Source organism: Metapseudomonas boanensis (genome assembly GCF_042232855.1).
Classification (GTDB): domain Bacteria; phylum Pseudomonadota; class Gammaproteobacteria; order Pseudomonadales; family Pseudomonadaceae; genus Metapseudomonas; species Metapseudomonas boanensis.
The window spans coordinates 1824553-1849775 of record NZ_CP113889.1; the positions used below are offsets into that span (position 1 = coordinate 1824553).

Here is a 25223-nt window from a genome sequence, read left to right on the forward strand (position 1 = left end):
GGAGGGCTTATGTGGCATCTGGTCTGTGGCGATGTGGCGGTAGCCGGTGTCAGCCGGGCCATTGGCGAGGAAGCGGCCCACGGCTTGCGGGTGCTGCGGGATGACCTGGCGGTGGGGCCGCTGGCGGATATTGACCAGCCGCCCTGCGCCGGTCGCGCGGCATTCTGGTTGGGCGTCTGGCCCGAGGCGGTGGCGCCCCGTCCGGACTTCGATCCAGCGCTCAGTGCCGATGCCCTCTGGATTGCCGAGTTGGCCGGGCAACCCCATGCTGTCACCGTCTGGCACGGTGACAGTTGCTCCGAGCAGTTGCTGCTGTCCCGCGTCGCTGCCGCCCTGGTCCATAGCGAAGTTCCCCTCTGGGAAGTCCCCTGCGGTACTGGCGACAGCCGCGTCAGCACCCGGCGAGCGGTGGGCATGATTGCGCCCGAGGCCCTTGAAACCTTCTACCAGCCGTGCCTGGTCGAGTCTGGACGCAAGGCCCGGCTCGCCGACCAGTGGCACGCTGCAGTGACGGCGAGTGCCGATATCCGTCGCTGGCGCGACGGTGAGTTCGCGGGTGAGGACCATCAGGCGCTGGACGCCATGCTTCTGTCCGCCTGCACCCCCCAATGGCGACCGCTGGCACGGGTCATGGCCGAGGTGATGGCCACTACCGATGGTTTCTTCGTCACTGATTACTTTGCCTTCTGGCGCGCTCGCGAGCTGGCCGCACGCGGTCTGGTGGAACTGGACGGCGCGCCGGGCGAGCAGGGCTATATCGCTCTCAATATCCGTAGTGCCTGAGGCGTCGCCTGTCATTGCCATGAGAGCGAATTCACTCGCGAATGAATTCGCTCTCATAGGTTCGTGGCCTGCCGTCCGGCTGAAACAGTCTTGGCGCAGGAAAGCGCTACATATACTGTGTTTATATCCAGTATTTGTGGAGCTCGTTCCATGGCTGCCCCTCTTCCGCCGCGTGGTCGCGGCACTGCCAGCAATCCGTTCAATCGCTACGCGCCGACCACGTCGGAGGCGTTCGACGATGGCTGGTTCCAGGAGGTGCCGCCGAGCCGCGCCACCGAAGTGCGGCTGGAGACGGCCAAAAGCATCATTACCCGTAACCAGTCGCCGGACCTGCCATTCGACCGTTCGGTGAACCCCTACCGTGGCTGCGAGCATGGCTGCATCTACTGCTACGCGAGGCCGAGCCATGCCTATTGGGACATGTCACCCGGGCTGGATTTCGAGACGCGACTGATCGCCAAGAGTAACGCGACTGCCCTGCTGGAGCAGCAACTGTCCAAGCCGGGATACGTCTGCGCGCCCATCAACCTGGGTTCCAACACTGACCCCTACCAGCCGATCGAGCGCGAACACCGGCTGACCCGGCAAACCCTCGAGGTGCTGCTGCGCTACCGGCATCCGGTGACCATCGTCACCAAGGGCTCGCTGGTACTGCGTGACCTCGACCTGCTCGTGCAACTGGCCGAGCAGAACCTGGTGGCGGTGATGATCAGCCTTACCACGCTGGACGACGAGCTCAAGCGTACCCTGGAGCCGCGAGCGGCTGCGCCGTCCGCACGCCTGCGCGCCATCCGCGTGCTGCGCGAGAACCGCGTGCCGGTGGGCGTGCTCTGTTCGCCAATGATCCCGATGATCAACGACATGGAGCTGGAGACCCTGCTGGAGGCGGCGCGCGATGCCGGTGCGCGGAACGCGTCCTACATGCTGCTGCGCCTGCCGCGTGAAGTCGGGCCGCTGTTCGAGGAGTGGCTGCAGGCGCATTACCCGCAGCGCGCTGCGCACGTCATGAGCATCATTCGCCAGTGCCGGGGCGGGGAGATCTACGACAGCCGTTTCGGCCACCGCTTCAAGGGGGAAGGCCCGTTCGCCGAGCTGCTGGCACAGCGCTTTGCCGTGGCGATCCGCAAGCTTGGTCTGAACCGTCGGGGCGGTTATGAGCTGGACTGCTCGCGCTTCTGCCCGCCTGGAGGTCAGATGTCGTTGCTTTGAAGTGTGACTTGTCGGCCTGTAACGATAGTCCTGTAAGAACTCCTACATAATCGCTCAGTGGGATAATGAGCGGCAGAGGCACGAATTCTTACGACGACCGAGGTTGACAGCATGAGCAACGAGTACGACCACCAGTCTGAGGCGGCTGAAAGCGCGGAATTGGCGCTGCGAAACATCGTCGAGGGCTTTCAGCGCTTTCGTGATGAGGTATTTCCGCAGCAGGAGGCGCTGTTCAAGAAGCTTGCCCACGAGCAGAAACCCCGCGCCATGTTCATCACCTGCGCCGACTCGCGCATCGTCCCGGAGCTGATTACACAGAGCTCGCCGGGCGATCTGTTCGTCACTCGCAACGTCGGCAATGTGGTGCCGCCCTACGGCCAAATGAACGGGGGCGTGTCCACCGCCATCGAGTTCGCGGTGATGGCCCTTGGCGTGCATCACATCATCATCTGCGGCCATTCCGATTGCGGCGCGATGAAAGCGGTGCTCGACCCGCAGACGCTGGAGCGCATGCCGACGGTAAAGGCCTGGCTGCGCCACGCTGAGGTCGCCAAGATCGTCGTGCAGGAGAACTGCGGCTGTGCCAACCACGAAACCCTCGATGTGCTGACGGAGGAGAACGTCGTCGCCCAGCTCGACCACCTGCGCACCCATCCCTCGGTGGCGGCGCGCCTGGCCAGCGGCCAGTTGTTCATCCATGGCTGGGTTTATGACATCGAGACCTGTGGCATCAAGGCCTATGACGCCGAGCAGGGCCGCTTCCGCCCCATAGGTGAGGGCCCGCTGCCCATGGCGACACCGCGTGCGCGTTACCTGCCAGAGTAAGGCGTGATAGGGCCGCGTCGCGGCCCATTGTGAATGAATTCGCTCTGTCTGCGTTAAGTGTTGCAAGTGGCTGCATTCCTTGTAGGAGCGAGCTTGCTCGCGAACTGGACCCTTTCGCGAGCAAGCTCGGTCCTACAATGCTCTCAGCTCGGCCCTTGATTGCTAGCAACAGCTAATGCAGACAGAGCCAATGAATTCGCACCCACCGGAGCGCGGCGATTGTATGTGGCCGGACATCAGTCCGCGGTGCACATGACGCACGCTGCGCGGGCTGCTGTTCAGGCAGAGGCGTGCTCCCGCTGGTTCAGCTGCAACTCCACACCGAGTTGCTGCGACAGGCAGGGCCAGCGTTTCCAAGCGGCTTCCACCTTGGGATCGTTGAGTCGCTGGCGGTAGGCCTGGGCTGAGGGGCGGGCAAATACCTCCTCGTCGGCCAGGCCATCGACCGCCTGGTGTACCACCTCGTCCAGTTCATTGGCGAAGGGCTCTCCGATCAGGTGGTGCGCGATCAGGTTCGCCACCGTGGTGTCGAGTGGAATCAGGGGCTGGCCGAAGTGGGTGATGTAGCGGTCGTTCACTTCCTCCACCAGGCGATGGGCCAGGTAAGCCTCGTCCAGCAGACCTTCGAGGCCATTGTGGCCGGTCATCAGTGACGGCGGTTGCAGGAAGAACTGCTCGGCTACCTGGAGCACTGGTTTGATCTGCTGTTCGATCCCCGCCTCGAGGGCGACATTGGCGGCGGCATCCAGCACGTCCGGTACTTGTTCGACATAGGCGGCGATGAATCTGGCCAGGACGCCCTCAGCGTCTTCACTGGGCAGGCGAATGGCGGGATGCAGGCTGGCGACCTGGGCGCCGAGGATTTGGGCGAGTTGGGCGGAGGCGGCTTCGTGCTGGAGGGCGCGCTGGATCAGTTCGCGCAGTGCTGCGGTGTTCATGACTGCTCCTGGATAGGACATGGGGTGAGTGGAGGTGAAGAAAAGACCTTAGCTCGCCATTTCAAACCGCTAAGACCGGATTGTCATAATTCCTTAACGGTTATTCGTCCCTGTTATAACTGCACTTTGCCATCTAGATCAGGCGCTTGCCAGCCGTGGGCTTTAGGACAGGGCCTGCGGCGATTCAGACAATTTTCAGCTCGCGTTGCGCGCCCGAAGTCCCTGTCTATACTCCGACTCGAAAGGCAGTACCTGATGGAACCCGACTGTGCACCTGCGTGCCGAGGCCGGCGGTCCGAGTTGGTATATGGACAGCCGTCCCCAAGCCGTTGGCCCAGCCGGCGGGATAACAAGAACGAGAAGGGGAACCCGCAATGATGCGACATCCACGAGTCTGGATGGGACTCCTGCTGTGGTCGATTCTCAGCCAGGCTGAGGCTGCCTGGACCGTCAATATGACGCCCGGGGCCACCGAGGTCAGCCGTACCGTTTTCGATTTGCACATGACCATCTTCTGGATCTGCGTCGTCATTGGCGTCGTGGTCTTCGGTGCCATGTTCTGGTCGATGATCATCCACCGCCGCTCCACCGGCCAACAGCCCGCGCACTTCCATGAGAGCACGACGGTCGAGATTCTCTGGACCGTCGTGCCCTTCATCATCCTGGTGCTGATGGCCGTACCGGCGACCAAGACCCTGATCGACATATACGACTCCGCCGAGTCGGAGCTGGACGTCCAGGTGACCGGTTACCAATGGAAGTGGCACTACAAGTACCTGGGCCAGGATGTGGAGTTCTTCAGCAACCTGGCCACGCCCAGCGAGCAGATCCACAACCACGCCGAGAAGGACGAGCACTACCTGCTGGAGGTCGACCAACCGTTGGTGGTGCCGGTCGGAACCAAGGTGCGCTTCCTGATCACCGCCGCTGACGTCATCCACTCCTGGTGGGTACCGGCGCTGGCGGTGAAGAAGGACGCCATTCCCGGCTTCGTCAACGAGTCCTGGACGCGCATCGAGAAGCCCGGCATCTATCGCGGGCAGTGCACCGAGCTGTGCGGCAAGGACCATGGGTTCATGCCGATCGTGGTCGAGGCCAAGTCCAAGGAAGACTTCACCAAGTGGATGGCCGCGCGCAAGGAAGAGACCGCCAAGCTCAAAGAGCTGACCGACAAGGAGTGGACGCTGCAGGAGCTGGTGGAGCGTGGCGACAAGGTCTACCACACCACCTGCGCAGCCTGTCACCAGCCTGAAGGCCAGGGCATGCCGCCGATGTTCCCGGCGCTCAAGGGCTCGAAGATCGCCACCGGACCCAAGGCCGACCACCTCAACATCGTCTTCCACGGCAAGCCGGGCACTTCCATGGCCGCTTTCGGCAAACAGCTCTCGGAAGTGGACATCGCGGCCGTCATCACCTACGAGCGCAACGCCTGGGGTAACAACACCGGCGATATGGTGACGCCCAAGGAAGTACTGGCCCTGAAACAGGCCGAAAGCCAATGAAAAAGACACCGGCCTATATGGAGACTGACATGAGTGCAGTGATCGACCACGATCATGCCGGGCATGATCACCACCACGGTCCGGCCAAGGGCCTGATGCGCTGGGTGCTGACTACCAACCACAAGGACATCGGAACGCTCTATCTCTGGTTCAGCTTCGCCATGTTCCTGCTGGGCGGGTCCATGGCGATGGTGATCCGCGCCGAGCTGTTCCAGCCCGGCCTGCAGATCGTGCAGCCGGAGCTCTTCAACCAGATGACTACCATGCACGGCCTGATCATGGTCTTCGGTGCGGTCATGCCGGCTTTCGTCGGCCTGGCCAACTGGATGATCCCGCTGATGATCGGCGCACCGGACATGGCCTTGCCGAGGATGAACAACTTCAGCTTCTGGCTGCTGCCGGCGGCCTTCGGCCTGCTGGTGAGCACCTTGTTCAGCGCCAGCGGCGCGCCCAACTTCGGCTGGACCTTCTACGCACCGCTGTCCACCACCTACGCGCCGGAGAGCGTCACCTTTTTCATCTTCGCGGTCCACCTGATGGGCATCAGTTCGATCATGGGAGCGATCAACGTGATCGCCACCATTCTCAACCTGCGTGCCCCCGGCATGACGTTGATGAAGATGCCGCTGTTCGTCTGGACCTGGCTGATCACCGCGTTCCTGCTGATCGCGGTGATGCCGGTACTGGCTGGCTGCGTAACCATGATGCTGATGGACATCCACTTCGGTACCAGCTTCTTCAGCGCGGCTGGCGGTGGCGACCCGGTCCTGTTCCAGCACGTGTTCTGGTTCTTCGGCCACCCCGAGGTTTACATCATGATCCTGCCCGCCTTCGGCGCGGTCAGTGCAATCATTCCTGCCTTCGCGCGTAAGCCGCTGTTCGGCTACACCTCGATGGTCTACGCCACCGCGTCGATCGCCTTCCTCTCGTTCATCGTCTGGGCGCACCACATGTTCACCGTCGGTATCCCGCTGACCGGCGAACTGTTCTTCATGTATGCCACCATGCTGATCGCCGTGCCCACCGGGGTGAAGGTGTTCAACTGGGTGAGCACCATGTGGGAAGGCTCGATGACCTTCGAGACGCCGATGCTGTTCGCCGTGGCCTTCGTCATCCTGTTCACCATTGGCGGCTTCTCCGGATTGATGTTGGCCATCGCCCCGGCGGACTTCCAGTATCACGACACGTACTTCGTGGTGGCGCACTTCCACTATGTGCTAGTGCCGGGGGCGATTTTCGGGATCTTCGCCTCGGCCTACTACTGGCTGCCGAAGTGGACCGGCCACATGTACGACGAGACCCTCGGCAAGCTGCACTTCTGGATGAGCTTCATCGGCATGAACATGGCGTTCTTCCCCATGCACTTCGTGGGGTTGGCGGGCATGCCGCGGCGGATTCCGGACTACAACCTGCAGTTCGCCGACTTCAACATGATCTCGTCGATCGGCGCCTTCACCTTCGGCGCCACCCAGTTCCTCTTCTTGTTCATTGTCATCAAATGCATTCGCGGCGGCGCCAAGGCCCCGGCCAAGCCTTGGGACGGGGCCGAGGGGCTGGAGTGGACGGTGCCTTCTCCGGCGCCCTACCACACCTTCGCCACCCCGCCGGAAGTGAAGTGAGATGAGCCAGGAACTGGGCAACCGTCGCCTCATCGTTCGCCTGCTGGTGCTGGTGGTGGCGATGTTCGGCTTCGGTTTTGCCCTGGTGCCGATCTACGACGTGATGTGCCAGGCATTCGGCATCAATGGCAAGACCACGGCCTCGGCCTACGAAGGTGCACAGACTCGGGACGAGCAGCGCCAGGTGCGCGTGCAGTTCCTCGCCACCAACGCGGCGGGGATGTCCTGGGAGTTTCGTCCCAAGGCCGATGACCTGGTGGTGCACCCGGGGGCGAGCAACGAGATGCTGTTCGTTGCCTTCAACCCGACCGACAAACCGATGACTGCCCAGGCCATCCCCAGCGTGGCACCGTCCAAGGCGGCGGCTTTTTTCCACAAGACCGAATGCTTCTGCTTCACCCAGCAGGTCCTGCAGCCCGGTGAGCGCATCGAGATGCCGGTACGCTTCATCGTCGACCGCGACCTACCGGCCGATGTGCATCACCTGACACTCGCTTACACGCTGTTCGATATCACCGCCCGCAAGCCTCCAGTCGCCAGGAACGACGGCTGACGGGCCGATAAGGAGAACAACAACAATGGCAAGTCACGAGCACTATTACGTACCGGCCCAGAGCAAATGGCCGATCATCGCCTCCCTCGGCCTGCTGATCACGGTCTATGGGGTCGGCACCTGGTTCAACGACATGAAGGCCGGTCGCGCCGACTCCAACGGGCCGATCATCTTCTTCGTCGGCGGACTGTTCCTCGCCTATATGCTGTTCGGCTGGTTCGGCACCGTGATTCGCGAAAGCCGCTCGGGCCTCTACAGCGCCCAGATGGACCGCTCCTTTCGCTGGGGCATGAGCTGGTTCATCTTCTCCGAGGTGATGTTCTTCGCCGCCTTCTTCGGCGCCCTGTTCTATGTCCGCAACTTTGCCGGTCCCTGGCTGGGTGGCGAGGGCGACAAGGGCATCGCCAACATGCTCTGGCCAGCCTTCGAGTTCGCCTGGCCGGCGCTGAGCAACCCGGATGCCAAGCTGTTCCCGCCGCCAAAGGAAGTGATTGACCCCTGGCACCTGCCGCTGATCAACACCATTCTCCTGGTGAGTTCAAGCTTCACCGTTACCTTCGCCCACCACGCGCTGAAGAAGAACAAGCGTGGCCCGCTCAAGGCCTGGCTGGCGCTGACCATCCTGCTCGGCGTGACCTTCATTGGCTTCCAGGCGGAAGAATACATCCATGCCTATCAGGAGCTGGGCCTGACCCTGGGCTCGGGCATCTACGGTGCCACCTTCTTCATGCTTACCGGTTTCCACGGCGCCCATGTGACCCTGGGCGCCATCATCCTGACGGTGATGTTGGTGCGCATCCTGCGCGGGCATTTCGATGGTGATCACCACTTTGGCTTCGAGGCGGCGGCCTGGTATTGGCACTTCGTCGACGTAGTGTGGATCGGGCTGTTTACCTTCGTGTACGTGCTCTGAGCTCGGAACGCCCAGAGCAGCCGGCTGGAAGCGGGGGCTTGCAGCCGGGGTTCACCAGGTAACGTGGGAGGCCAGCTGGCCCGTATGGAGACCCCAGGCGATGAGCGCCACGGTCAGCGCGGTCAGGGTCACCCGAACAGTGAGCGCATTGACCACGCGGGAGCCGCGGCCCTCGTCCTTGACCAGAAAGAACAGGCCGCTGAACAGGCTGACCACTGTGGTCAGAAGCAACAGGACGATCGCAGCTTTGAGCATGCGTGACTCCGGGGGAAGGGGGATGTTGTGCAGTATAGCCAGCCCTGTTCTGCGTCGCGGACGGCAGCGATGAGTGCCTTTCGCCCAGGCCTGGTGCCGACCCTCGTGGTGTTGGCGCTCCTGCCTGTGCTGGTGGGGCTGGGCTTCTGGCAGCTGGCGCGCGGCGAGGAGAAACGCCAGCTGCTCGCTGCCGCCGAAGCGAAGCAGCTGGCAGTGCCGGTCAGCGTCGAAACCCTGCGTGAGCATCCCGATCCTGCTTTCCTGCGCGTGCAGCTCCGCGGCTATTTCGATGCCCGGCACAGTGTCCTGCTCGATAGCCGTATCCGCGACGGCAAGGCTGGTGTCGAGCTGCTGCAACCTTTCCTGGACGGTGCCAGCGGTCTCTGGCTGCTGGTCAATCGTGGCTGGCTGCCCTGGCCAGATCGGCGCGAGGCGCCTGCCTTCACCACTCCCGACGGCGAGCAGGTCCTGAGTGCCTGGACCTACGTACCGCCCGGCACCGGCTTCGAACTCAAACACACGGCGGACAACGCTTGGCCGCAGCTGGTCAATCAGGTCGACGCCGCGGCGCTCTGGCAACGCCTGGGCCGAGAAGGCCTGTCCCTGGAACTGCGTCTGGAGAGCGGCCCCACCGCCTACCGGGTCGACTGGCCGGTGGTGGTCATGGGACCGGATAAGCACATCGGTTACGCCGTGCAGTGGTTCGCCCTGGCGATCGCCCTGCTCGGCCTTTTCATTTTTCTGGGATTGCGCAAAGCACGGGAGAACAACAATGACTCAGAGCCTCGTCATGCCTGATGCCGCACCGCCGCGCCGACGTGGGCGCCTGCAGTTGCTGCTGATCCTGATGGTGGTCATCGGCCCGATGCTCCTCGCCTCGGCCATGTACCACTGGAGCTTCTGGGTGCCTGAGGGCCGCAGCTACCACGGCGCCTTGTTGGGTAACGGCCAGGGCCTGGCCGACCTGGGCGTGCAGGGCACGCAGCAGGAAGCAATCTGGCAATTGCTGGTCACCGTACCGGCTGAGTGCGGCGAGGAATGCCAGCAGATGGTTTATGTGGCCAGGCAGATCCATATCGGCCTCAACCGCGAAGCCGGACGTGCCAGCCATGCACTTGCCGCCAGTGCCTTGCCCGAGGGCTACGCGGCCAGGCTCGAGCGGGAATACCCTCAATTGCGTCGCTACGGCCTGGACCTCGATGCCTACGGCAAAGCCACCCAGGGCCTGGATGGCGTCCAGCTGTGGATCGTCGACCCGCACGGCAACCTGGTGCTGCGTTACGACGCCACCGCCAACGGCAAGCAGATCCTCAACGACCTGCGCCACCTGCTGAAGCTTTCCAACATAGGTTGAACGACCCCTTTCCTCGGAAAGGTGAGGAGCGGCTGCTGTGGACAAATACAAGAACCGGCCCGGATTCCACCTCGCCCTGATCGCCACCCTGCTGGCGTTGGTCGTCGTGCTGCTGGGCGCCTACACCCGCCTGACCCACGCCGGCCTCGGTTGCCCCGACTGGCCGGGCTGCTATGGTTTCATCGGCGTGCCGCAAAGCGAAGCGCAACTGGCCCACGCCGAGGCCACTTTCCCCCATGCCCCGGTCGAGGCGGAGAAAGGTTGGAACGAAATGGTCCATCGCTATTTCGCCGGCACCCTGGGCCTGCTGATCCTCGGCCTGGCTGTACATGCATTGCGCCAGCACAGACGTGATGGCCAGCCGCTGAAACTGCCGTTGCTGCTGCTCGGCGTGGTGATCGCCCAGGCTGCCTTTGGCATGTGGACGGTGACGCTCAAGCTCTGGCCGCAGGTGGTCACCGCTCATCTGCTCGGCGGCTTCACCACCCTGGCGTTGCTGCTGCTGCTCAGCCTGCGCCTGTCCAATGCCTTCCCGGCCCGGCAGTTGCCCGCACGCGTGCGAGGCTGGGCGGCCGTTGCCCTGGTGCTGGTGATCGCACAGATCGCCCTGGGCGGCTGGGTCAGCTCCAACTACGCGGCCGTGGCCTGCGTCGACCTGCCCACCTGCCACGGCCAATGGTGGCCGGCGATGGATTTCGCCAACGGCTTCCACCTCACCCAGCACATCGGGCCCAATTACCTGGGCGGCCAGCTGGACAGCGATGCGCGCACCGCCATCCACATGACTCATCGCCTCGGCGCCCTGGTGGTGACTCTCGCCCTGCTGGGCTTGGCCTGGCAGCTCTACCGCGCGGGCCTGAACAGGCTGGCGGGATTGCTGCTGGCCACCCTGCTGCTGCAGGTCAGCCTGGGCGTCAGCAATGTGCTCTTCCACCTGCCGCTGCCGGTCGCTGTCGCACATAACGGTGGCGGTGCCCTGTTGCTGCTGGTGCTGGTTTCAGTGAACTACCGGGTACGCAGCCCCGTTCCTTTTGTAGGAGCGAGCTCTACTCGCGAAAGAGGGAACACCGAGGGTTCGCGAGCAGAGCTCGCTCCTGCGGCGTTGACCTCACACGGCAAGTAATCGGATCGCTAAGGAGAAGACGCCATGGCCACTCTGCTCAGCCAAGGTCAAAGCCAGGCCCACGCCAGCTGGCGCGACTACCTGGAGCTGACCAAGCCCAAGGTGGTGGTGCTGATGTTAATCACCTCGCTGGTCGGCATGTTCCTCGCCACCCGCGCTGGTGTGCCCTGGACGGTGCTGTTGTTCGGCAACCTCGGCATCGGCCTGTGCGCCGGTGCGGCGGCGGCGGTCAACCATGTGGTGGACCGACGCATCGACTCGATCATGGCGCGCACGCTCAAGCGCCCGGTGGTGAACGGGCGCGTTTCACCGGCAGCAGCCCTGGCCTTCGCCTTCGTTCTCGCGGTGGCCGGGCAGGCCCTGCTGCTGACCTTCACCAACGAACTGACCGCCTGGCTTACCCTGGCGTCCTTGGTGGGCTACGCGGTGCTATACACCGGCTTTCTCAAGCGCGCCACGCCTCAGAACATCGTCATTGGCGGCCTCGCCGGCGCCGCGCCGCCGCTGCTTGGCTGGGTCGCGGTCACGGGCCATCTCTCGGCCGAGCCGCTGCTGCTGGTGCTGATCATCTTCGCGTGGACCCCGCCGCACTTCTGGGCACTGGCCATCCACCGCAAGGAGGAATATGCCAAGGCCGACATTCCCATGCTGCCGGTGACCCATGGCGAGCACTACACCAAGGTGCATATCCTGCTCTACACCCTGGTGATGTTCGCAGTCAGCCTGCTGCCCTACGCTATTCACATGAGCGGCCTGCTCTATCTGCTGTGCGCCGTCGGGCTGGGCGCGCGTTTCCTGCACTGGGCCTGGGTGCTGTACCGTGACGCCAAACCGCACGCGGCGATCAAGACCTTCAAGTACTCTATCGCCTACCTCTTCCTGCTGTTCATCGCCTTGCTGGTGGACCACTACCTGTTGTTGACCTTATGACCCGTATCCAGAAAACAGTCTTCGTCCTCGTTGCCCTCGTTGCCGTGGTACTCGGCCTTACCGTGCACAAGGTGCTGAACAACCAACGCCAGACCGACCCGACCAAGCTGCTCGATGCCGGTATCGTGCTGCTGCCGCAGAGCCGCAGCCTGCCGGCGCTGAGCATGACCGACCAGAACGGCGCTACGGTGGCGGTGGACCAGTTCAAGGACAAGTGGAGCCTGGTGTTCTTCGGCTACACCTTCTGCCCGGACATCTGCCCCACTACCCTGGCGCAAATGCGTGAGCTGAAGGGGCTGCTGCCACCGGAGGCGCGGAACAACGTGCGCTTCATCTTCGTCAGCGTCGACCCGCACCGCGATACGCCGCAGCAGATCAAGCAGTACCTGGGCTACTTCGATCCGGAGTTCGTCGGCATCACCGCCGATGTGTCGACCCTGCAGAAGTTTGCCAACGCCGTGAGCATTCCCTTCATTCCCGCCGATACCAGCAAGGAAAACTACACCGTGGACCACAGCGGCAACCTGGTGGTCCTCGGCCCGGACGGCACCCAGCGCGGCTTCATCCGCTCGCCGCTGAACAATCAGAAGCTCAAGGAGCAGCTGCCGGGATTGGTGGCGCCGAAGGGCTAAGCGGTTATTCGACTCCCTGCAATATCCCACTGCCCTCACCCCAACCCCGCCCTGCGCCCCGGCCAGAACGCTTCGCGTTCTGGCGCTCACAGGCACCGGAAGCTGTGCTTCCAAAGGCGTGCCTGGTTCGCCCCAAAGGGAGAGGGGGCGGGGGTGAGGGAAGTTTGACCGTGCAGGGACTCCCAATCACCCACAAAAAAAGCCCGCTCAATGAGCGGGCTTTTTCATTCAGCACGAAGCGGTCAGAACGCCGGAACGACGGCGCCCTTGTACTTCTCCTCGATGAATTTCTTCACCTCGGGGCTGTGCAGGGCCTTGGCCAGTTTCTGCATGTCGGCGCTGGCCTTGTTGTCCTCGCGGGCCACCAGGATGTTCACATAGGGCGAGTCGCTGCCTTCGATGGCCAGGGCGTCCTTGGTGGGGTTCAGCTTGGCTTCCAGGGCGTAGTTGGTGTTGATCAGCGCCAGGTCTACCTGGTTCAGCACGCGCGGCAGGGTCGCGGCTTCCAGTTCACGGATCTTGATGCCTTTCGGATTCTCAGCGATGTCCTTCGGCGTGGCGGTGATGCTGGTGTTGTCCTTCAGCTTGATCACACCGGCCTTGTCCAGCAGCAGCAGGGCGCGGCCGCCGTTGGTGGCGTCGTTGGGGATGACCACCTGGGCGCCCTCGGGCAGGTCGGCCAGGTTCTTGATCTTGCTGGAGTAGGCACCGAAGGGCTCGATGTGTACGCCGGTCACGGTTTCCAGCTTGACCTTGGTCTGGCGAGCCTTGTTGAACTCGTCGAGATAGGGCTGGTGCTGGAAGAAGTTGGCGTCGAGGCGGCCTTCGGCGACCTGGACGTTTGGCTGCACGTAGTCGGTGAAGACCTTCACTTGCAGGTCAACGCCTTCTTTGGCCAGCTGCGGCTTGATGAACTCAAGGATCTCCGCGTGCGGTACCGGCGTAGCGGCGACTTTCAGGGTGTCGGCCTGGGCGGAGAGGGCGGTCAGAGCGGCGAAGGCCACCAGCAGTTTTTTCATGTTCGGCTCCTGTGGGAAGTCATTCAGCGGCGCAGTTGGCGCCGGCTTGCGGTCATTTACGAGAGAAGTGCACCACCAGCTTGTCGCCGACGGTTTGCAGAATCTGTACGAGCACCAGCAGCAGGATCACGGTGACCACCATCACGTCAGTCTGGAAGCGCTGGTAGCCGAAGCGGATCGCCAGGTCGCCTAGGCCGCCTGCACCTACCACGCCGGCCATCGCGGTGTAGGACACCAAGGTGATGGCAGTGACGGTGATGGCGGCGAAGATGCCCGGCCGCGCTTCCGGCAGCAGCGCGTTGACGATGATCTGCCGGGTGGTGGCGCCCATCGCCTGGGTGGCTTCAAGGATGCCGCGGTCGACCTCGCGCAGGGCGGTTTCCACCAGGCGCGCGAAGAACGGCGTGGCCCCCACTACAAGCGGCGGGATGGCGCCGGCGACACCCAGCGAGGTCCCGGTGACGAGTACGGTGAACGGGATCATCACGATCAGCAGGATGATGAAGGGCAGCGAGCGCAGCACGTTGACCATCAGCGACAGCAGGCCGTAAATGGCCTTCTGCTCGAACAGCTGGCGCGGTCCGGTGAGGAACAGCAGCACGCCCAGCGGCAGGCCCAGGATGATGGTGAACAGCAGCGAGCCACCCAGCATCAGCAGCGTGTCGAGGGTGGCGAGCCAGATTTCGTACCAGTCGATATTGGCGAGCAGGGCGTCCATCAGCGGAGGACCTCCAAGTGTACGTCCGCCTCGCGGAAGCAGATCAGTGCGGCGTCAATGTCGCCGCCGGTCAGGGCCAGGGTCAGCTGGCCGTAGGGGGTATCCTTGATGCGGTCGATGCGCCCAGCCAGGATGCTGTAGTCCACGCCGGTCTGGCGCGCCACTGTGCCCAGTAGCGGTGCATAGGTGGCTTCGCCGCGGAAGGTCAGGCGCAGTATGCGACCGGTCACGTGGGCGAAGTCGTCATGCTGTTCGCCTTCGTCGACCTGTTCATCCTCCAGCACGAAGCGCTGGGTGGTCGGATGCTGCGGGTGCAGGAACACATCGGCCACCGGCCCCTGCTCGACGATGACGCCACCATCCATAACGGCGACGCGGTCGCAGACGCGGCGGATCACGTCCATCTCGTGGGTAATGAGCACGATGGTCAGGTTCAGCTCGCGGTTGATCTCGGCCAGCAGCTGCAGGACTTGCGCGGTGGTCTGCGGATCGAGGGCGCTGGTGGCCTCGTCGCAGAGCAGGATCTTCGGCTGGGTGGCCAGGGCGCGGGCGATTCCGACGCGCTGCTTCTGGCCGCCGGAGAGTTGCGCCGGGTACTTCCTGGCGTGGTCACTGAGGCCGACGCGGGCCAGCAGTTCAGCGACACGGCGGTCAATCTCACTGCGCGACAGTTCGCCGGCCAGCTTCAGCGGCAGGGCGACGTTGTCGGCGACGGTCTTGGACGACAGCAAGTTGAAGTGCTGGAAGATCATCCCGACGCGCTGGCGGAAGCGGCGCAGGCCTTCGCTGTCAAGGGCGGTGACGTCCTCGCCTTCGATGACGATGCGCCCGCCAGTGGGCTCCTCGAGGCGGTTGATCAGTCGCAGCAGGGTGCTCTTGCCGGCTCCCGAGTGGCCGATCAGGCCAAAGACTTCGCCGCTCTGGATGGCGAGGTCAGTCGGCTGCAAGGCCGGGATCTCCCGGCCCGCGACGCGGTACGCCTTGTGGACGTTATGGAATTCGATCACTGCAGAAACCTTGTGGGTTCGTCGTTCAGCCGGATCGGCTAAAAACCGGCAATTTTACCTGCTGCCGCATAGGCGCAGAAAATCTTTCTGGACCTATGGCTATAGCGTAATGGAATAAGCGACAGATGGACTCTGACCAGTCTAGCTCCCGCCGGGAATGGGCCTCAGGACTGTGGGGCTGGTTCCGGGAGAGGTGTTTCGTTGTCGGTCTGGCGGGCCTTATCGATAGCGCTCCCCAAGCCTCGGGTCAGGGCTGGTGCCTTGGGCATCAGACTGCGGGCATGGCTGAGGGCTGTGGCAGCGCCGTTCAGGTCGCCCTGCTGGAGGGCGACCTGGCTGCGCTTCAGCCAGGCGTCGGCCAACTGGCGCTGGTACTGTCCGAAGCGGGCATCGGCAGTGGCGCGACCTTCCAAGGCCTTGAGCTGGTTTTCGGCGTCAGCCAGTTGGCCGGCGGCGAGGGTCTGGTCGAGCTGCTGGAAGCTGCTGCGCAGTTCGTCCGCTGGCGAGGCGGTTTCCTGTTGTGCTGTCTGGCAGGCGGCCAGCAACAGGGAAAACGCGACAACGGGCAGGCAACGAGTGGCGAACAACTTCATTCCGACAGGCCTCTGATTGCTCAAAAAACGCGCGATTGTACATGGCTGAACCGGTCAGGACAAAAAGTAGGGGCATTCCGGCCGTTGGATTGGCGATTCTGTCATCTTGTTCCGAAGTGATCGTTGGCACTTCCAGGCTGTTTCCTGCCAAGTGCTTGGCTAGAGTGGTATGCGGTGGACGCGCCCTGGAAGGCGCCTGACAACAAGAAGAAAAGGCAGGTGGAGCCATGTATCCAGACATTCAGGATTTCGACTACGTCATCGTCGGCGCAGGGCCTGCCGGCTGCCTGCTGGCCAATCGGCTCTCGGCCAACCCGCGACTGCGCGTCCTGCTCCTGGAGGCCGGCGGGCAGGACAGCTATCCCTGGATCCACATCCCCGTCGGCTACCTATATTGCATCGGCAACCCGCGCACCGACTGGTGCTTTCGTACCGAAGCGGAGCCAGGCCTGCACGGGCGCAGCCTGAGCTACCCCCGAGGCAAGGTCCTGGGTGGCAGCTCCTCGATCAACGGGATGATCTACATGCGCGGTCAGGCGGCCGACTATGACCGCTGGGCCGAGCTGGGCAATCCGGGCTGGAGCTGGAAAGAGGTGCTGCCGCTGTTCCTGCGCAGCGAAAACCACTTTGCCGGTGAGTCCAGCTTCCATGGCGGCCGAGGCGAATGGCGGGTGGAGCGACAGCGCCTGTCCTGGGAAATCCTCGATGCTTTCCGGGCGGCGGCCGGCGAATGCGGCATTGCCCCGCTGGAGGATTTCAACACCGGTGACAACCAGGGCTGCGGCTACTTCCAGGTCAACCAGCGTTCCGGAGTTCGTTGGAACGCTTCCAAGGCATTTCTCCGGCCAGCCTTGCAGCGGCCCAATCTGGCGGTACGCACCGGCGTGGAGGTGCACCGGCTGCTGTTGGAGAACGGTCGTGCGGTTGGCCTGACGGGGCGCTGGGAGGGCTTGCAGCACGAATTTCGTGTGCGGCGTGAGGTCATCCTCTGCGCTGGCGCGGTGGGTTCGCCGATGCTGCTGCAGCGCTCAGGGATAGGCCCGCGCGCATTGCTCGAGCGCCTTGGGATTGGTGTTCGCCATGAACTGCCCGGCGTAGGCGGCAACCTGCAGGACCACCTGCAGCTACGCCTGGTCTACAAGGTCAGCGGCGTGAAGACCTTGAACCAGCTGGCAGGCAGCCTCTGGGGCCGCCTGGGCATGGGCCTGCGCTATCTCGTCAATCGCAGCGGCCCGCTGGCGATGGCACCAAGTCAACTGGGCGCTTTCGTCTGTTCGGGGCCCGAGCAGGCGCGGGCGAATCTGGAATACCACGTGCAGCCGCTGTCGCTGGAGCGTTTCGGCGAGCCCCTGCATTCGTTCCCGGCGTTCACCGCGTCCGTGTGCAACTTGCGGCCGCTGAGCCGTGGGCGGGTTGAGATCCGTTCCGTCGACACGGCCGCTCCGCCGCGGATCCAGCCCAACTACTTGAGCCATGTCGAAGACCTGAGGGTGGCCGCCGACGCTATCCGCCTGACCCGACGCATCGCCGCCGCGCCGGCCCTGGCGCGGTATCGACCTGCGGAGCATTTGCCCGGTCCGGCGCTGCAGTCTGAAGACGAATTGCAGGAGGCTGCCGGAAGGATCGGCACCACCATCTTCCATCCAGTCGGCACCTGCCGCATGGGCCAGGGCGCGGCGGCGGTGGTGGATGCCGAGTTGCGTGTGCACGGGGTTCCGGGGCTGCGGATCGCCGATGCCTCGGTCATGCCGGAGATCGTTTCCGGCAATACCTGCTCGCCGACGCTGATGATTGCGGAGAAGGCCGCCGACCTGATCCTCGACGGCCTGGGGCGTCCTGTGTGACAGCCGCGCCATTCAGGCGCGGCGTGGCAGGGCGAAGCTGAAGAGGAACAATGTGGCCGCAGAGACCACGATCGAGGGGCCGGCCGGGGTGTCCTTGAACCAGGACAGCGAGAGTCCGGCGCAGACCGCCAACAGCCCCAACACGCTGGCGCCCAGAGCCATCTGCTCCGGACTTCGGGCGTGGCGCTGGGCTGCTGCCGCCGGGATGATCAGCAGGGAGGTGATCAGCAGTACGCCGACGATCTTCATCGCCACGGCGATCACCACCGCAATCAGCAGCATCAGGCCGAGGCGGATGGCGGCAACCGGCAGACCTTCGACGCGCGCCAGCTCCTCGTGCACGGTGATCGCCAGCAAGGGGCGCCACATCAGTATCAGCGCCACCAGCACCAGCGCGCTGCCGCCGAGGATCCAGGCCAGGTCCATGTCGCTGACGGCGAGCAAGTCGCCGAACAGGTAGCCCATCAGGTCGATGCGCACCTCGCTCATGAAACTCAGCACGACCAGCCCAAGAGACAGCGTGCTGTGGGCGAGGATGCCGAGCAGTGTGTCCGAGGCCAGCGGCTGGCGCTGTTGCAAGGTCACCAGCAGCACCGCGAGCAGCACGCAGCCGACGGTTACCGCCAGGGTCGGGCTGACGTCCAGCATCAGCCCGAGGGCGACGCCGAGCAGCGCCGCGTGGGACAGGGTGTCGCCGAAATAGGCCATGCGCCGCCAGACCACGAAGGAGCCGAGCGGGCCAGCGACCAGGGCGAGGGCGAGGCCGGCGAGCAGAGCGTTGAGCAGGAAATCAGCCATGGTTGCAGTCGGGGCCGTGCTTGTGGACGGGAGTGAAACGGGTGCCGCTGGGGAAGGGGCCTTGTGAATCCTTCACCACCTCGCCATGCAGGTCGTGGGCATGATCATGATGGTGGTGGTAGACAGCCAGGCTCTTGGCGTCCTGGCCGAACAGCTCGACGAAGGCAGGATCACCGCTGACTTGCTCCGGGTGCCCGGAGCAGCAGACATGCCGGTTCAGGCAGACGACCTGGTCGGTAGTACTCATCACCAGGTGCAGGTCGTGGGACACCATCAGCACGCCGCAGCCGTGCCGGTCGCGCAGGCGGGTGATCAGCCGGTAGAGCTCGGCCTGCCCGGCGACGTCGACGCCTTGCACCGGCTCATCCAGAACGAGCAACTCGGGCTCGCGCAGCAGGGCGCGGGCGAGCAGCACGCGCTGCAACTCACCGCCGGAGATGGTCTGCAGTGGGCTGTCGATCACATGTGTTGCGCCCACCTCATCGAGGGCGGAAAGCGCTGTCGTGCGGTCCACACCAGGCACCAGTCGCAGGAAACGCACCACGGTCAGCGGCAAGGTTGCATCCACCTGGAGCTTCTGCGGCATGTAGCCTATGCACAGGCGCGGCTTGCGCCATACAGTGCCCCGGTGTGGCTTGAGCAGGCCGAGCACGGTGCGCACGAGTGTGGTCTTGCCCGCACCATTGGGGCCGATCAGTGTGACGATTTCGCCGGGCTTGACCGTCAGCCGGACGTCCTGCAGCACCGGCTGGCCGGCGAAGTTAACGCCTACGCCTTCAAGGCGGATCAGGGCATCGCTCATGCGGCCACCTGGCAGCTGGCGCACAGGCCGACGATCTCCACGGTTTGCCCTTCGACGCTGAAGCCGACGGCCTTGGCGCTTTCGACAATGGCCTGGCTGATGGACGGCTGCTCCAGTTCGATGGCGGTCTGGCAATTGCGGCAGATGAGGAACTGGCCCTGGTGCACGACGCCCGGATGGTTGCAGCCGACGAAGGCATTGAGCGATGCGATGCGATGGACCAGTCCGTTCTCCAGCAGGAAGTCGAGGGCGCGATAGACGGTCGGCGGTGCCGCGCGGCGGCCGTCTTCTTCAGTGAGGACGCCGAGGATGTCGTAGGCACCCAGAGGCTTATGGCTCTGCCAGACCAGCTCCAGCACGCGCTTGCGCAGGACCGTCAGGCGCAGCCCATGGCGGCTGCACAAGGCATCGGCTTCGGCCAGGGCATTGGCCACGCAATGGGAGTGGTCGTGAGGTCGGCAGGCCAGGGGGGGCTTGGCGGAAAGCGGCTTGAGCATGGCAGCGGCGACGTCCGATTAAAGAGACGTTATTCTATAACTCTTTTCTCGCAGAGTCTTCGCCGTGTTCCGTCTACTCGCCACCCTCCTCCTGGGCGCCTGTGCGCTATCGGCGCAGGCCGATGTCCGCCTGCTGACCAGCATCAAGCCGCTGCAACTGATCGCCGCCGCCGTGCAGGACGGTCATGGTCAGCCGGATGTCCTGCTACCCCCCGGCGCTTCGCCGCACCAGTACGCGCTGCGGCCGTCCGACGTGCGGCGGGTGCGCGAAGCAGACCTCTTCTACTGGATCGGCCCCGACCTGGAGGGTTTTCTGCCTCGGGTGCTGGAAGGACGCGACAAGCCGAACCTGGCCCTCCAGGACCTTCCTGGCCTGCAGCTGCGCCACTTCCAGGCCGCACACGACGAGCATGAAGAAGACCACGGCGTCGATGAGCACGACCACGCACACCGCCCTGGCTCGCTGGACGCCCACCTTTGGCTGCTGCCGGCCAACGCGCGGGTGATCGCCAAGCGCATGGTGGCTGACCTTGTAGCGGCCGATCCGGCCAATGCTGCGCGTTACCAGGCCAACCTTAGGGCTTTCGAAGGGCGCCTTGACCAGCTCGACACGCGCATCAAGACGCGCCTGGCGGGCGTGGGCAGCAAGCCTTTCTTCGTCTTCCATGAGGCCTTCGACTATTTCGAGGCAGCCTATGGTTTGCGCCATGCAGGCGTGTTCAGTGCCGGCAGCGAAGTGCAGCCCGGCGCGCGCCATGTGGCGGCGATGCGGGAGCGCTTGCAGAAGGCCGGGCCGAGTTGCGTGTTCAGTGAGCCACCGCTGCGTCCGCGCCTTGCCGAGACCCTGAGCGCCGGCCTGCCGGTGCGCATGGCCGAGCTTGATGCACTTGGCGTTGACCAGACTGTCGATGCCGATGGCTACGAGAAACTGATCGAAAAGCTGGCCAACGACCTGGCCGGATGCCTGGAAACTCTCTGACCCCGGGGTTGCGTTGCTGCCCATTCGCGAACGAATCCGCTCCTTCAGGGTTGAGCAGGCGCCGACGCGCGGGGCGGGGGGCCGGGGGAAAGAGGCGCCTGCTAAGGTGAAAGAGGGAGCGAGAGCCGTGTTGATGTGAATCAGCGGCCGGCCTCCAAGGTCAGACTAGTCTGGACTCTTCATCGACGGAGGGTGGAGGATGGCCAAGACAGGCGTTTCGGCACAGGTCCAGGGCCATCACGGGATTGCCCTGCAGGCGGCGTCCGAAGATATCTGGGACAGCAAGTACCGCCTCAAGCTCAAGGACGGGACGCCTGTTGACCTTACCCCCGACGGGACCTGGCAGCGCATTGCGCGCGCACTGGCCGATGTCGAGTCCGACGCCTCCACCCGCGAGCATTGGTACGAACGCTTCCTCTGGGCATTGCGCAATGGTGCCATCCCCGCCGGCAGGATCCTCTCCAACGCTGGTGCCCAGGATCTCAAGCCGGCCACCTCCACCATCAATTGCACCGTGTCCGGCACCATCCTGGACTCCATGGACGACATTCTCGGCAAACTCCACGAGGCGGGACTGACGCTCAAGGCCGGCTGCGGCATTGGTTATGAGTTCAGTACCCTGCGCCCTCGCGGCGCCTTCGTATCCGGGGCGGGTGCGCAAACCAGCGGGCCGCTGTCGTTCATGGATGTCTACGACAAGATGTGCTTCACCGTCAGCTCCGCCGGCGGGCGGCGTGGCGCGCAGATGGGCACCTTCGACGTCTGCCATCCAGACGTGCGCGAGTTCATCCGCGCCAAGCGCGAAGACGGCCGGCTGCGTCAGTTCAACCTGAGCCTGCTGGTCAGTGACGCCTTCATGCACGCGGTGGAGAACGATACCGAGTGGCCGCTGCTGTTCCCGGCGCACGCCAAGGAGCTCGACGAACTCGACTTCCATGATCCGACCCAGGTGCTTTGGCGCGATTGGCCGATCCACGAGGCTTACACCGTGCGCGAGGACGGCCTGGTGGCCTGCAGAGTCTACGGCTGGGTCAAGGCTCGGCACCTGTGGGACATGATCATGGTCTCCACCTACGATTTCGCCGAGCCGGGCTTCATTCTCATCGACCGGGTCAACGAGCTGAACAACAACTGGTGGTGCGAGACCATCCGTGCGACCAACCCTTGCGGCGAACAGCCTTTGCCGCCTTATGGCTCCTGCCTGCTCGGTTCGATCAACCTGACCGCCTTCGTCGAGTCTCCGTTCAGCGCCGACGCGCACTTCGACTGGGAGCGCTTCCGCGCCGTGGTGCGGGTGTTCACCCGCATGCTCGACAATGTGGTGGAGATCAATGGCCTGCCGTTGCCGCGCCAGCGTGACGAGATTCTCGGCAAGCGCCGGCATGGCATGGGCTTCCTTGGCTTGGGTTCGGCTCTGGCCCTGCTCGGGATGCGTTACGGCAGCTCGGAGGCTTGCGTATTCACCGAAGAGGTGGCACGGGAAATGGCTCTGGCAGGTTGGCAGATGGCGCTGGAGTTGGCCCGAGAGAAAGGCCCCGCGCCGCTCCTGACCCAGGACTTCGAGGTGACGGCTGCCATGCTGCGCAAGCGCCCGGAGATGGTCGACGACGGTTACAAGGTGGGCGACCGTGTACCTGGACGCATTCTCCACGCTCGCTATTCGCGTTACATGCAGCGCATCGCCGAGCATGCGCCGGAACTGGTGGCCGAGCTGGCCGAGGTGGGGGCGCGCTTCACCCACCACAGCTCCATCGCGCCGACCGGCACCATCAGCCTGAGTCTGGCCAACAACGCCTCCAATGGCATCGAGCCTAGCTACGCCCATCAGTATTCGCGCAACCTGATCCGCCCTGGCCGCAAAACCAAGGAGAAGATCGAGGTGTGCAGCTACGAGCTGCTGGCCTATCGTGCGCTGGTCAACAGCCAGGCACGGCCTGAGGCCGATCACCCCGCGCAGCGCCTACCGGACTTCTTTGTCAGCGCCGACGACATCGCCCCCGCCGAGCATGTGGACATGCAGGCGGCCGCGCAGAAGTGGATCGACTCGTCGATTTCCAAGACGGCCAACGTGCCCACCGACTTCCCCTTCGAGGCCTTCAAGGACATCTACCTCTACGCCTGGCGCCAGGGCCTCAAGGGCTGCACGACTTTCCGCTTCAATCCGGCAGCTTTCCAGGGCGTGCTGGTCAAGGACGCGGACCTGGAAAAGACCGTCTACCGCTTCGAGCTGGAGGACGGCAGCGTGGTCGAGCTGCGCGGTAATGAGGAAGTGGAGTACGACGGCGAAGTGCACACCGCCGCCAACCTGTTCGATGCCTTGAAGGAAGGCTATTACGGCAAATACTGAGCCGTGGGAGACGCTCATGAGCGTGAAGATCGAGAAGAAGATCAAGGGCTTCAGCCTAGTCGACCTGGACCAGGAAAAGGCTCGCAAGGCCGCCGAGGAAGCTGCGTCCGTTGTGCAGATGGACGAAACGCTGCAGCGACCGGAAACCCTGGTGGGCGCGACCTACAAGATCAAGTCGCCGCTGTTCGAGCATGCGCTGTACGTGACCATCAACGACATCGTGCTCAATGCCGGCACCGCCTTCGAGCAGCGCCGGCCCTTCGAGATATTCATCAACTCCAAGGGCATGGAGCACTTCCAGTGGATCGTCGCGCTCACGCGCATCATGTCGGCGGTATTTCGCAAGGGCGGTGACTGCACTTTCCTCGTGGAGGAACTGAAGGCCGTGTTCGATCCGCGCGGCGGCTACCTCAAGCGCGGCGGCGTCTACATGCCTTCACTGGTGGCCGAAATCGGCGCTGTACTGGAGCGTCACCTGGTAGCGATTGGCCTGATGGAAGGCCAGCAGCTCGACGAGGAACACAAACTCTACCTGGCGGAAAAGCGCGCTGCCTACGAGGCCAGCCTGGGAACCTCCAAGGCAGAGCCCGGCGAAGGGTTCCCCGCTGGCGCGCAACTCTGCGGCAAGTGCAGCACCCAGGCCGTCGTACAGATGGACGGCTGCGCCACCTGCCTCAACTGCGGTCACTCGAAGTGTGGGTGAGCCCGGACGATGTTGGGGGCGAATTGATTGGCTCTGTCTGCGTTAAGTGTTGCAAGTGGCTGCATTCCTTGTAGGAGCGAGCTTGCTCGCGAAAGGGGCCGCTTCGCGATTAAGGACTCGGCGTGCCCCCGCACCTACGAGGTTCTCAGCCCGGCCGTTGATTGCTAGCAACAGCTAACGCAGACAGAGCGAATTCATTCACCAAGCAGGCTGAAAGCCTGCCCCAGATACTGAGAGGGGCGGCTTCGCAGCCCATTCGCGAATGAGTTCGCTCCTGCAGGAACGTAGTGGTCGGGCCTAGAGGGCAAATGGTAGCGCCACAGCCACCTGTTGCCGCTGCGCCAGCCTGATCTCGAACACTCCCGGGTCGTGGATCAGCACGTCCTGCCCGGCAAAGGTATTGGCGGCGATCAGGCGCGATAGCCAGAAACGCACGCAGGCGATGCGCAATGCCGTCGGCCATAGCTCGGCCTCGGCGGCGGTGAAGGGGCGCAACGCTGCATAGGCGCCTAGCAGGGCGCGGGCGAGGTGCACGTCCAGGCGGCCTTCCTCATCCGAGCACCAATCGTTCAGGCAGATGGCCAAGTCATAGAGCATGGGGCCCGAGCAGGCGTTGTAGAAGTCGATCACGCCGGCCAGATGGGTGCCGTCGAACAGCACGTTGTCGCGGAACAGGTCCGCGTGCAGGTTGGCGCGCGGTAAGGCGAGGAAGCGCGCCTTGGTCTCGGCGATCTCCTTCAGTGCATTGCGCATCAACGGCAGCGCCTGTTCATCCAGTTGCAGCGCCAGCGAAGGGCCTTCGGTAAGCATCCAGTCCAGTCCACGGTCGCTTTTGCGCTCCAGTACATGATCGCGAGTCGCCAAGTGCAGGTGCGCCAGCAGCGAGCCGACTTCGGCGCAGTGGTGCGCATTGGGCTCGCGCACGTGCTTACCCGGTAGGCGCGGCTGCAGCAGCGCCGGCTTTTCGGCCAGCTCGCGCAGGGCCTCGCCGCTTTCCGTGCGCAGGGCATAGGGCACCGGCAGGCCGGCCTCGTGGAGCACGTCGAGCAGCTCGATGAAGTAAGGCAGGTCATGGCTAGGGCCGCGCTCCACCAGGGTCAACACGTATTCACCCTGCTCGAGGCTGACGAAGAAGTTGCTGTTCTCGGAGCCTTCGGCAATGCCTTGGAAATCCTTCAGCCGTCCCAGCCCGTAAGGGGCGAGGAAGGCTTCCAGTTCCGGGCGTTCGAGTGGAGTGAATACGGACATAGGACTACCTTGCTACGGTGATTCGGTTTGCA

The 25223-nt window shown here is 63.8% G+C and carries 26 protein-coding genes; 16 read left to right on the forward strand and 10 right to left on the reverse strand.

The features are described 5' to 3' along the window. Window positions 1-9 precede the first annotated feature (9 nt). The 3 genes from OXH74_RS08370 (at window position 10) to OXH74_RS08380 (ending at window position 2817) form a co-directional block, all read left to right on the forward strand. Window positions 10-783, forward strand: a complete 774-nt coding sequence (locus OXH74_RS08370; RefSeq protein ID WP_375740813.1) for a DUF3658 domain-containing protein — start codon at window positions 10-12, stop codon at window positions 781-783. 150 nt (window positions 784-933) lie between these two features. After that, the gene (locus tag OXH74_RS08375) at window positions 934-1992 is read left to right on the forward strand and encodes a PA0069 family radical SAM protein (protein WP_375740814.1); all 1059 of its coding nucleotides are present in this window, start codon (window positions 934-936) and stop codon (window positions 1990-1992) included. A gap of 111 nt (window positions 1993-2103) precedes the next feature. Beyond that, on the forward strand, window positions 2104-2817 hold the full coding sequence (locus tag OXH74_RS08380) for a carbonic anhydrase (protein ID WP_215375965.1): 714 nt from the start codon (window positions 2104-2106) through the stop codon (window positions 2815-2817). 278 nt (window positions 2818-3095) lie between these two features. Here OXH74_RS08380 and OXH74_RS08385 read toward each other — a convergent pair whose 3' ends face one another. Continuing rightward, window positions 3096-3755 carry a hypothetical protein gene (locus OXH74_RS08385; RefSeq protein WP_375740815.1) on the reverse strand — a complete coding sequence of 220 codons (660 nt, stop codon included), beginning with the start codon at window positions 3753-3755 and terminating at the stop codon, window positions 3096-3098. 374 nt (window positions 3756-4129) lie between these two features. Here OXH74_RS08385 and coxB point away from each other — a divergent pair, with 374 nt between their 5' ends. The 4 genes from coxB to OXH74_RS08405 are packed head-to-tail and all read left to right on the forward strand — an operon-like array spanning window position 4130 to window position 8342. Continuing rightward, a complete protein-coding gene (coxB, locus tag OXH74_RS08390; RefSeq protein WP_375740816.1) occupies window positions 4130-5257 on the forward strand; it encodes a cytochrome c oxidase subunit II in 1128 nt (375 codons plus the stop codon). A gap of 29 nt (window positions 5258-5286) precedes the next feature. Further along, window positions 5287-6876, forward strand: coding sequence for a cytochrome c oxidase subunit I (gene ctaD / locus OXH74_RS08395; RefSeq protein ID WP_215375977.1), 1590 nt, complete (start codon window positions 5287-5289; stop codon window positions 6874-6876). 1 nt (window position 6877) lies between these two features. Continuing rightward, window positions 6878-7429 (forward strand): cytochrome c oxidase assembly protein, encoded by a 552-nt coding sequence (locus OXH74_RS08400; protein ID WP_375740817.1) that lies wholly within the window; start codon window positions 6878-6880, stop codon window positions 7427-7429. Between the two features lie 25 nt (window positions 7430-7454). Next, a complete protein-coding gene (locus tag OXH74_RS08405; RefSeq protein ID WP_375740818.1) occupies window positions 7455-8342 on the forward strand; it encodes a cytochrome c oxidase subunit 3 in 888 nt (295 codons plus the stop codon). Window positions 8343-8393: 51 nt separating this feature from the next. On the opposite strand, the gene OXH74_RS08410 is transcribed toward OXH74_RS08405, so the two are convergent. After that, the gene (locus OXH74_RS08410) at window positions 8394-8597 is read right to left on the reverse strand and encodes a twin transmembrane helix small protein (protein ID WP_375740819.1); all 204 of its coding nucleotides are present in this window, start codon (window positions 8595-8597) and stop codon (window positions 8394-8396) included. A gap of 69 nt (window positions 8598-8666) precedes the next feature. Here OXH74_RS08410 and OXH74_RS08415 point away from each other — a divergent pair, with 69 nt between their 5' ends. The 5 genes from OXH74_RS08415 to OXH74_RS08435 are packed head-to-tail and all read left to right on the forward strand — an operon-like array spanning window position 8667 to window position 12636. Then, window positions 8667-9395, forward strand: coding sequence for an SURF1 family protein (locus tag OXH74_RS08415; RefSeq protein ID WP_375740820.1), 729 nt, complete (start codon window positions 8667-8669; stop codon window positions 9393-9395). Continuing rightward, a complete protein-coding gene (locus OXH74_RS08420; protein WP_375740821.1) occupies window positions 9370-9951 on the forward strand; it encodes a hypothetical protein in 582 nt (193 codons plus the stop codon). Before OXH74_RS08415 ends, OXH74_RS08420 begins: the two co-directional genes overlap by 26 nt. A gap of 37 nt (window positions 9952-9988) precedes the next feature. After that, on the forward strand, window positions 9989-11074 hold the full coding sequence (locus OXH74_RS08425; RefSeq protein WP_375740822.1) for a heme A synthase: 1086 nt from the start codon (window positions 9989-9991) through the stop codon (window positions 11072-11074). Between the two features lie 24 nt (window positions 11075-11098). Continuing rightward, a complete protein-coding gene (gene cyoE, locus OXH74_RS08430) occupies window positions 11099-12004 on the forward strand; it encodes a heme o synthase (protein ID WP_215376003.1) in 906 nt (301 codons plus the stop codon). Further along, window positions 12001-12636: an SCO family protein gene (locus tag OXH74_RS08435; RefSeq protein WP_375740823.1), complete on the forward strand. Its 636-nt coding sequence runs from the start codon at window positions 12001-12003 to the stop codon at window positions 12634-12636. Before cyoE ends, OXH74_RS08435 begins: the two co-directional genes overlap by 4 nt. 242 nt (window positions 12637-12878) lie before the next feature. Here the strand turns inward: OXH74_RS08435 and OXH74_RS08440 are convergent, their stop codons facing one another. From OXH74_RS08440 to OXH74_RS08455, 4 genes are all read right to left on the reverse strand, one after another. After that, window positions 12879-13655, reverse strand: coding sequence for a MetQ/NlpA family ABC transporter substrate-binding protein (locus OXH74_RS08440; RefSeq protein WP_375740824.1), 777 nt, complete (start codon window positions 13653-13655; stop codon window positions 12879-12881). A 52-nt stretch (window positions 13656-13707) separates the two neighbouring features. After that, on the reverse strand, window positions 13708-14373 hold the full coding sequence (locus OXH74_RS08445; protein WP_375740825.1) for a methionine ABC transporter permease: 666 nt from the start codon (window positions 14371-14373) through the stop codon (window positions 13708-13710). Beyond that, window positions 14373-15380: a methionine ABC transporter ATP-binding protein gene (locus tag OXH74_RS08450; protein ID WP_375740826.1), complete on the reverse strand. Its 1008-nt coding sequence runs from the start codon at window positions 15378-15380 to the stop codon at window positions 14373-14375. The genes OXH74_RS08445 and OXH74_RS08450 overlap by 1 nt, the downstream gene beginning before the upstream one ends. Window positions 15381-15544: 164 nt before the next feature. After that, on the reverse strand, window positions 15545-15973 hold the full coding sequence (locus OXH74_RS08455; protein WP_375740827.1) for a hypothetical protein: 429 nt from the start codon (window positions 15971-15973) through the stop codon (window positions 15545-15547). 227 nt (window positions 15974-16200) lie between these two features. Here OXH74_RS08455 and OXH74_RS08460 point away from each other — a divergent pair, with 227 nt between their 5' ends. Beyond that, complete coding sequence (locus OXH74_RS08460) at window positions 16201-17817, forward strand: GMC family oxidoreductase (protein WP_375740828.1); 1617 nt, start codon at window positions 16201-16203, stop codon at window positions 17815-17817. A 12-nt stretch (window positions 17818-17829) separates the two neighbouring features. Here OXH74_RS08460 and znuB read toward each other — a convergent pair whose 3' ends face one another. The 3 genes from znuB to OXH74_RS08475 are packed head-to-tail and all read right to left on the reverse strand — an operon-like array spanning window position 17830 to window position 19914. Beyond that, the gene (gene znuB / locus OXH74_RS08465; protein ID WP_375740829.1) at window positions 17830-18615 is read right to left on the reverse strand and encodes a zinc ABC transporter permease subunit ZnuB; all 786 of its coding nucleotides are present in this window, start codon (window positions 18613-18615) and stop codon (window positions 17830-17832) included. Next, the gene (gene znuC / locus OXH74_RS08470; protein ID WP_375740830.1) at window positions 18608-19417 is read right to left on the reverse strand and encodes a zinc ABC transporter ATP-binding protein ZnuC; all 810 of its coding nucleotides are present in this window, start codon (window positions 19415-19417) and stop codon (window positions 18608-18610) included. The genes znuB and znuC overlap by 8 nt, the downstream gene beginning before the upstream one ends. Continuing rightward, window positions 19414-19914, reverse strand: a complete 501-nt coding sequence (locus tag OXH74_RS08475; protein ID WP_375740831.1) for a Fur family transcriptional regulator — start codon at window positions 19912-19914, stop codon at window positions 19414-19416. Before OXH74_RS08475 ends, znuC begins: the two co-directional genes overlap by 4 nt. A gap of 64 nt (window positions 19915-19978) precedes the next feature. Here OXH74_RS08475 and OXH74_RS08480 point away from each other — a divergent pair, with 64 nt between their 5' ends. The 3 genes from OXH74_RS08480 (at window position 19979) to OXH74_RS08490 (ending at window position 23943) form a co-directional block, all read left to right on the forward strand. Then, entirely contained in the window at window positions 19979-20893 is a 915-nt protein-coding gene (locus OXH74_RS08480) for a zinc ABC transporter substrate-binding protein (RefSeq protein ID WP_375740832.1), read from the forward strand. 199 nt (window positions 20894-21092) lie between these two features. Further along, on the forward strand, window positions 21093-23240 hold the full coding sequence (locus OXH74_RS08485) for an adenosylcobalamin-dependent ribonucleoside-diphosphate reductase (protein ID WP_375740833.1): 2148 nt from the start codon (window positions 21093-21095) through the stop codon (window positions 23238-23240). 16 nt (window positions 23241-23256) lie between these two features. After that, complete coding sequence (locus OXH74_RS08490) at window positions 23257-23943, forward strand: NrdJb (RefSeq protein ID WP_215376052.1); 687 nt, start codon at window positions 23257-23259, stop codon at window positions 23941-23943. Between the two features lie 297 nt (window positions 23944-24240). On the opposite strand, the gene OXH74_RS08495 is transcribed toward OXH74_RS08490, so the two are convergent. Continuing rightward, a complete protein-coding gene (locus OXH74_RS08495) occupies window positions 24241-25191 on the reverse strand; it encodes a homoserine kinase (protein WP_375740834.1) in 951 nt (316 codons plus the stop codon). Between the last annotated feature and the right edge of the window lie 32 nt (window positions 25192-25223).

What these genes read in the sequence shown, in the direction of transcription:
- OXH74_RS08485 (WP_375740833.1), top strand. Translation starts at nt 21,093, where the DNA reads ATGGCCAAGACAGGCGTTTCGGCACAGGTCCAGGGCCATCACGGGATT.
- OXH74_RS08375 (WP_375740814.1), top strand. Translation starts at nt 934, where the DNA reads ATGGCTGCCCCTCTTCCGCCGCGTGGTCGCGGCACTGCCAGCAATCCG.
- OXH74_RS08455 (WP_375740827.1), bottom strand. Translation starts at nt 15,973, where the DNA reads ATGAAGTTGTTCGCCACTCGTTGCCTGCCCGTTGTCGCGTTTTCCCTG.
- OXH74_RS08370 (WP_375740813.1), top strand. Translation starts at nt 10, where the DNA reads ATGTGGCATCTGGTCTGTGGCGATGTGGCGGTAGCCGGTGTCAGCCGG.
- OXH74_RS08475 (WP_375740831.1), bottom strand. Translation starts at nt 19,914, where the DNA reads ATGCTCAAGCCGCTTTCCGCCAAGCCCCCCCTGGCCTGCCGACCTCAC.
- coxB (WP_375740816.1), top strand. Translation starts at nt 4,130, where the DNA reads ATGATGCGACATCCACGAGTCTGGATGGGACTCCTGCTGTGGTCGATT.
- OXH74_RS08420 (WP_375740821.1), top strand. Translation starts at nt 9,370, where the DNA reads ATGACTCAGAGCCTCGTCATGCCTGATGCCGCACCGCCGCGCCGACGT.
- OXH74_RS08445 (WP_375740825.1), bottom strand. Translation starts at nt 14,373, where the DNA reads ATGGACGCCCTGCTCGCCAATATCGACTGGTACGAAATCTGGCTCGCC.
- cyoE (WP_215376003.1), top strand. Translation starts at nt 11,099, where the DNA reads ATGGCCACTCTGCTCAGCCAAGGTCAAAGCCAGGCCCACGCCAGCTGG.
- znuB (WP_375740829.1), bottom strand. Translation starts at nt 18,615, where the DNA reads ATGGCTGATTTCCTGCTCAACGCTCTGCTCGCCGGCCTCGCCCTCGCC.
- OXH74_RS08385 (WP_375740815.1), bottom strand. Translation starts at nt 3,755, where the DNA reads ATGAACACCGCAGCACTGCGCGAACTGATCCAGCGCGCCCTCCAGCAC.
- OXH74_RS08435 (WP_375740823.1), top strand. Translation starts at nt 12,001, where the DNA reads ATGACCCGTATCCAGAAAACAGTCTTCGTCCTCGTTGCCCTCGTTGCC.
- OXH74_RS08495 (WP_375740834.1), bottom strand. Translation starts at nt 25,191, where the DNA reads ATGTCCGTATTCACTCCACTCGAACGCCCGGAACTGGAAGCCTTCCTC.
- OXH74_RS08410 (WP_375740819.1), bottom strand. Translation starts at nt 8,597, where the DNA reads ATGCTCAAAGCTGCGATCGTCCTGTTGCTTCTGACCACAGTGGTCAGC.
- OXH74_RS08490 (WP_215376052.1), top strand. Translation starts at nt 23,257, where the DNA reads ATGAGCGTGAAGATCGAGAAGAAGATCAAGGGCTTCAGCCTAGTCGAC.
- OXH74_RS08440 (WP_375740824.1), bottom strand. Translation starts at nt 13,655, where the DNA reads ATGAAAAAACTGCTGGTGGCCTTCGCCGCTCTGACCGCCCTCTCCGCC.
- OXH74_RS08405 (WP_375740818.1), top strand. Translation starts at nt 7,455, where the DNA reads ATGGCAAGTCACGAGCACTATTACGTACCGGCCCAGAGCAAATGGCCG.
- OXH74_RS08380 (WP_215375965.1), top strand. Translation starts at nt 2,104, where the DNA reads ATGAGCAACGAGTACGACCACCAGTCTGAGGCGGCTGAAAGCGCGGAA.
- znuC (WP_375740830.1), bottom strand. Translation starts at nt 19,417, where the DNA reads ATGAGCGATGCCCTGATCCGCCTTGAAGGCGTAGGCGTTAACTTCGCC.
- OXH74_RS08460 (WP_375740828.1), top strand. Translation starts at nt 16,201, where the DNA reads ATGTATCCAGACATTCAGGATTTCGACTACGTCATCGTCGGCGCAGGG.
- OXH74_RS08415 (WP_375740820.1), top strand. Translation starts at nt 8,667, where the DNA reads ATGAGTGCCTTTCGCCCAGGCCTGGTGCCGACCCTCGTGGTGTTGGCG.
- OXH74_RS08400 (WP_375740817.1), top strand. Translation starts at nt 6,878, where the DNA reads ATGAGCCAGGAACTGGGCAACCGTCGCCTCATCGTTCGCCTGCTGGTG.
- ctaD (WP_215375977.1), top strand. Translation starts at nt 5,287, where the DNA reads ATGAGTGCAGTGATCGACCACGATCATGCCGGGCATGATCACCACCAC.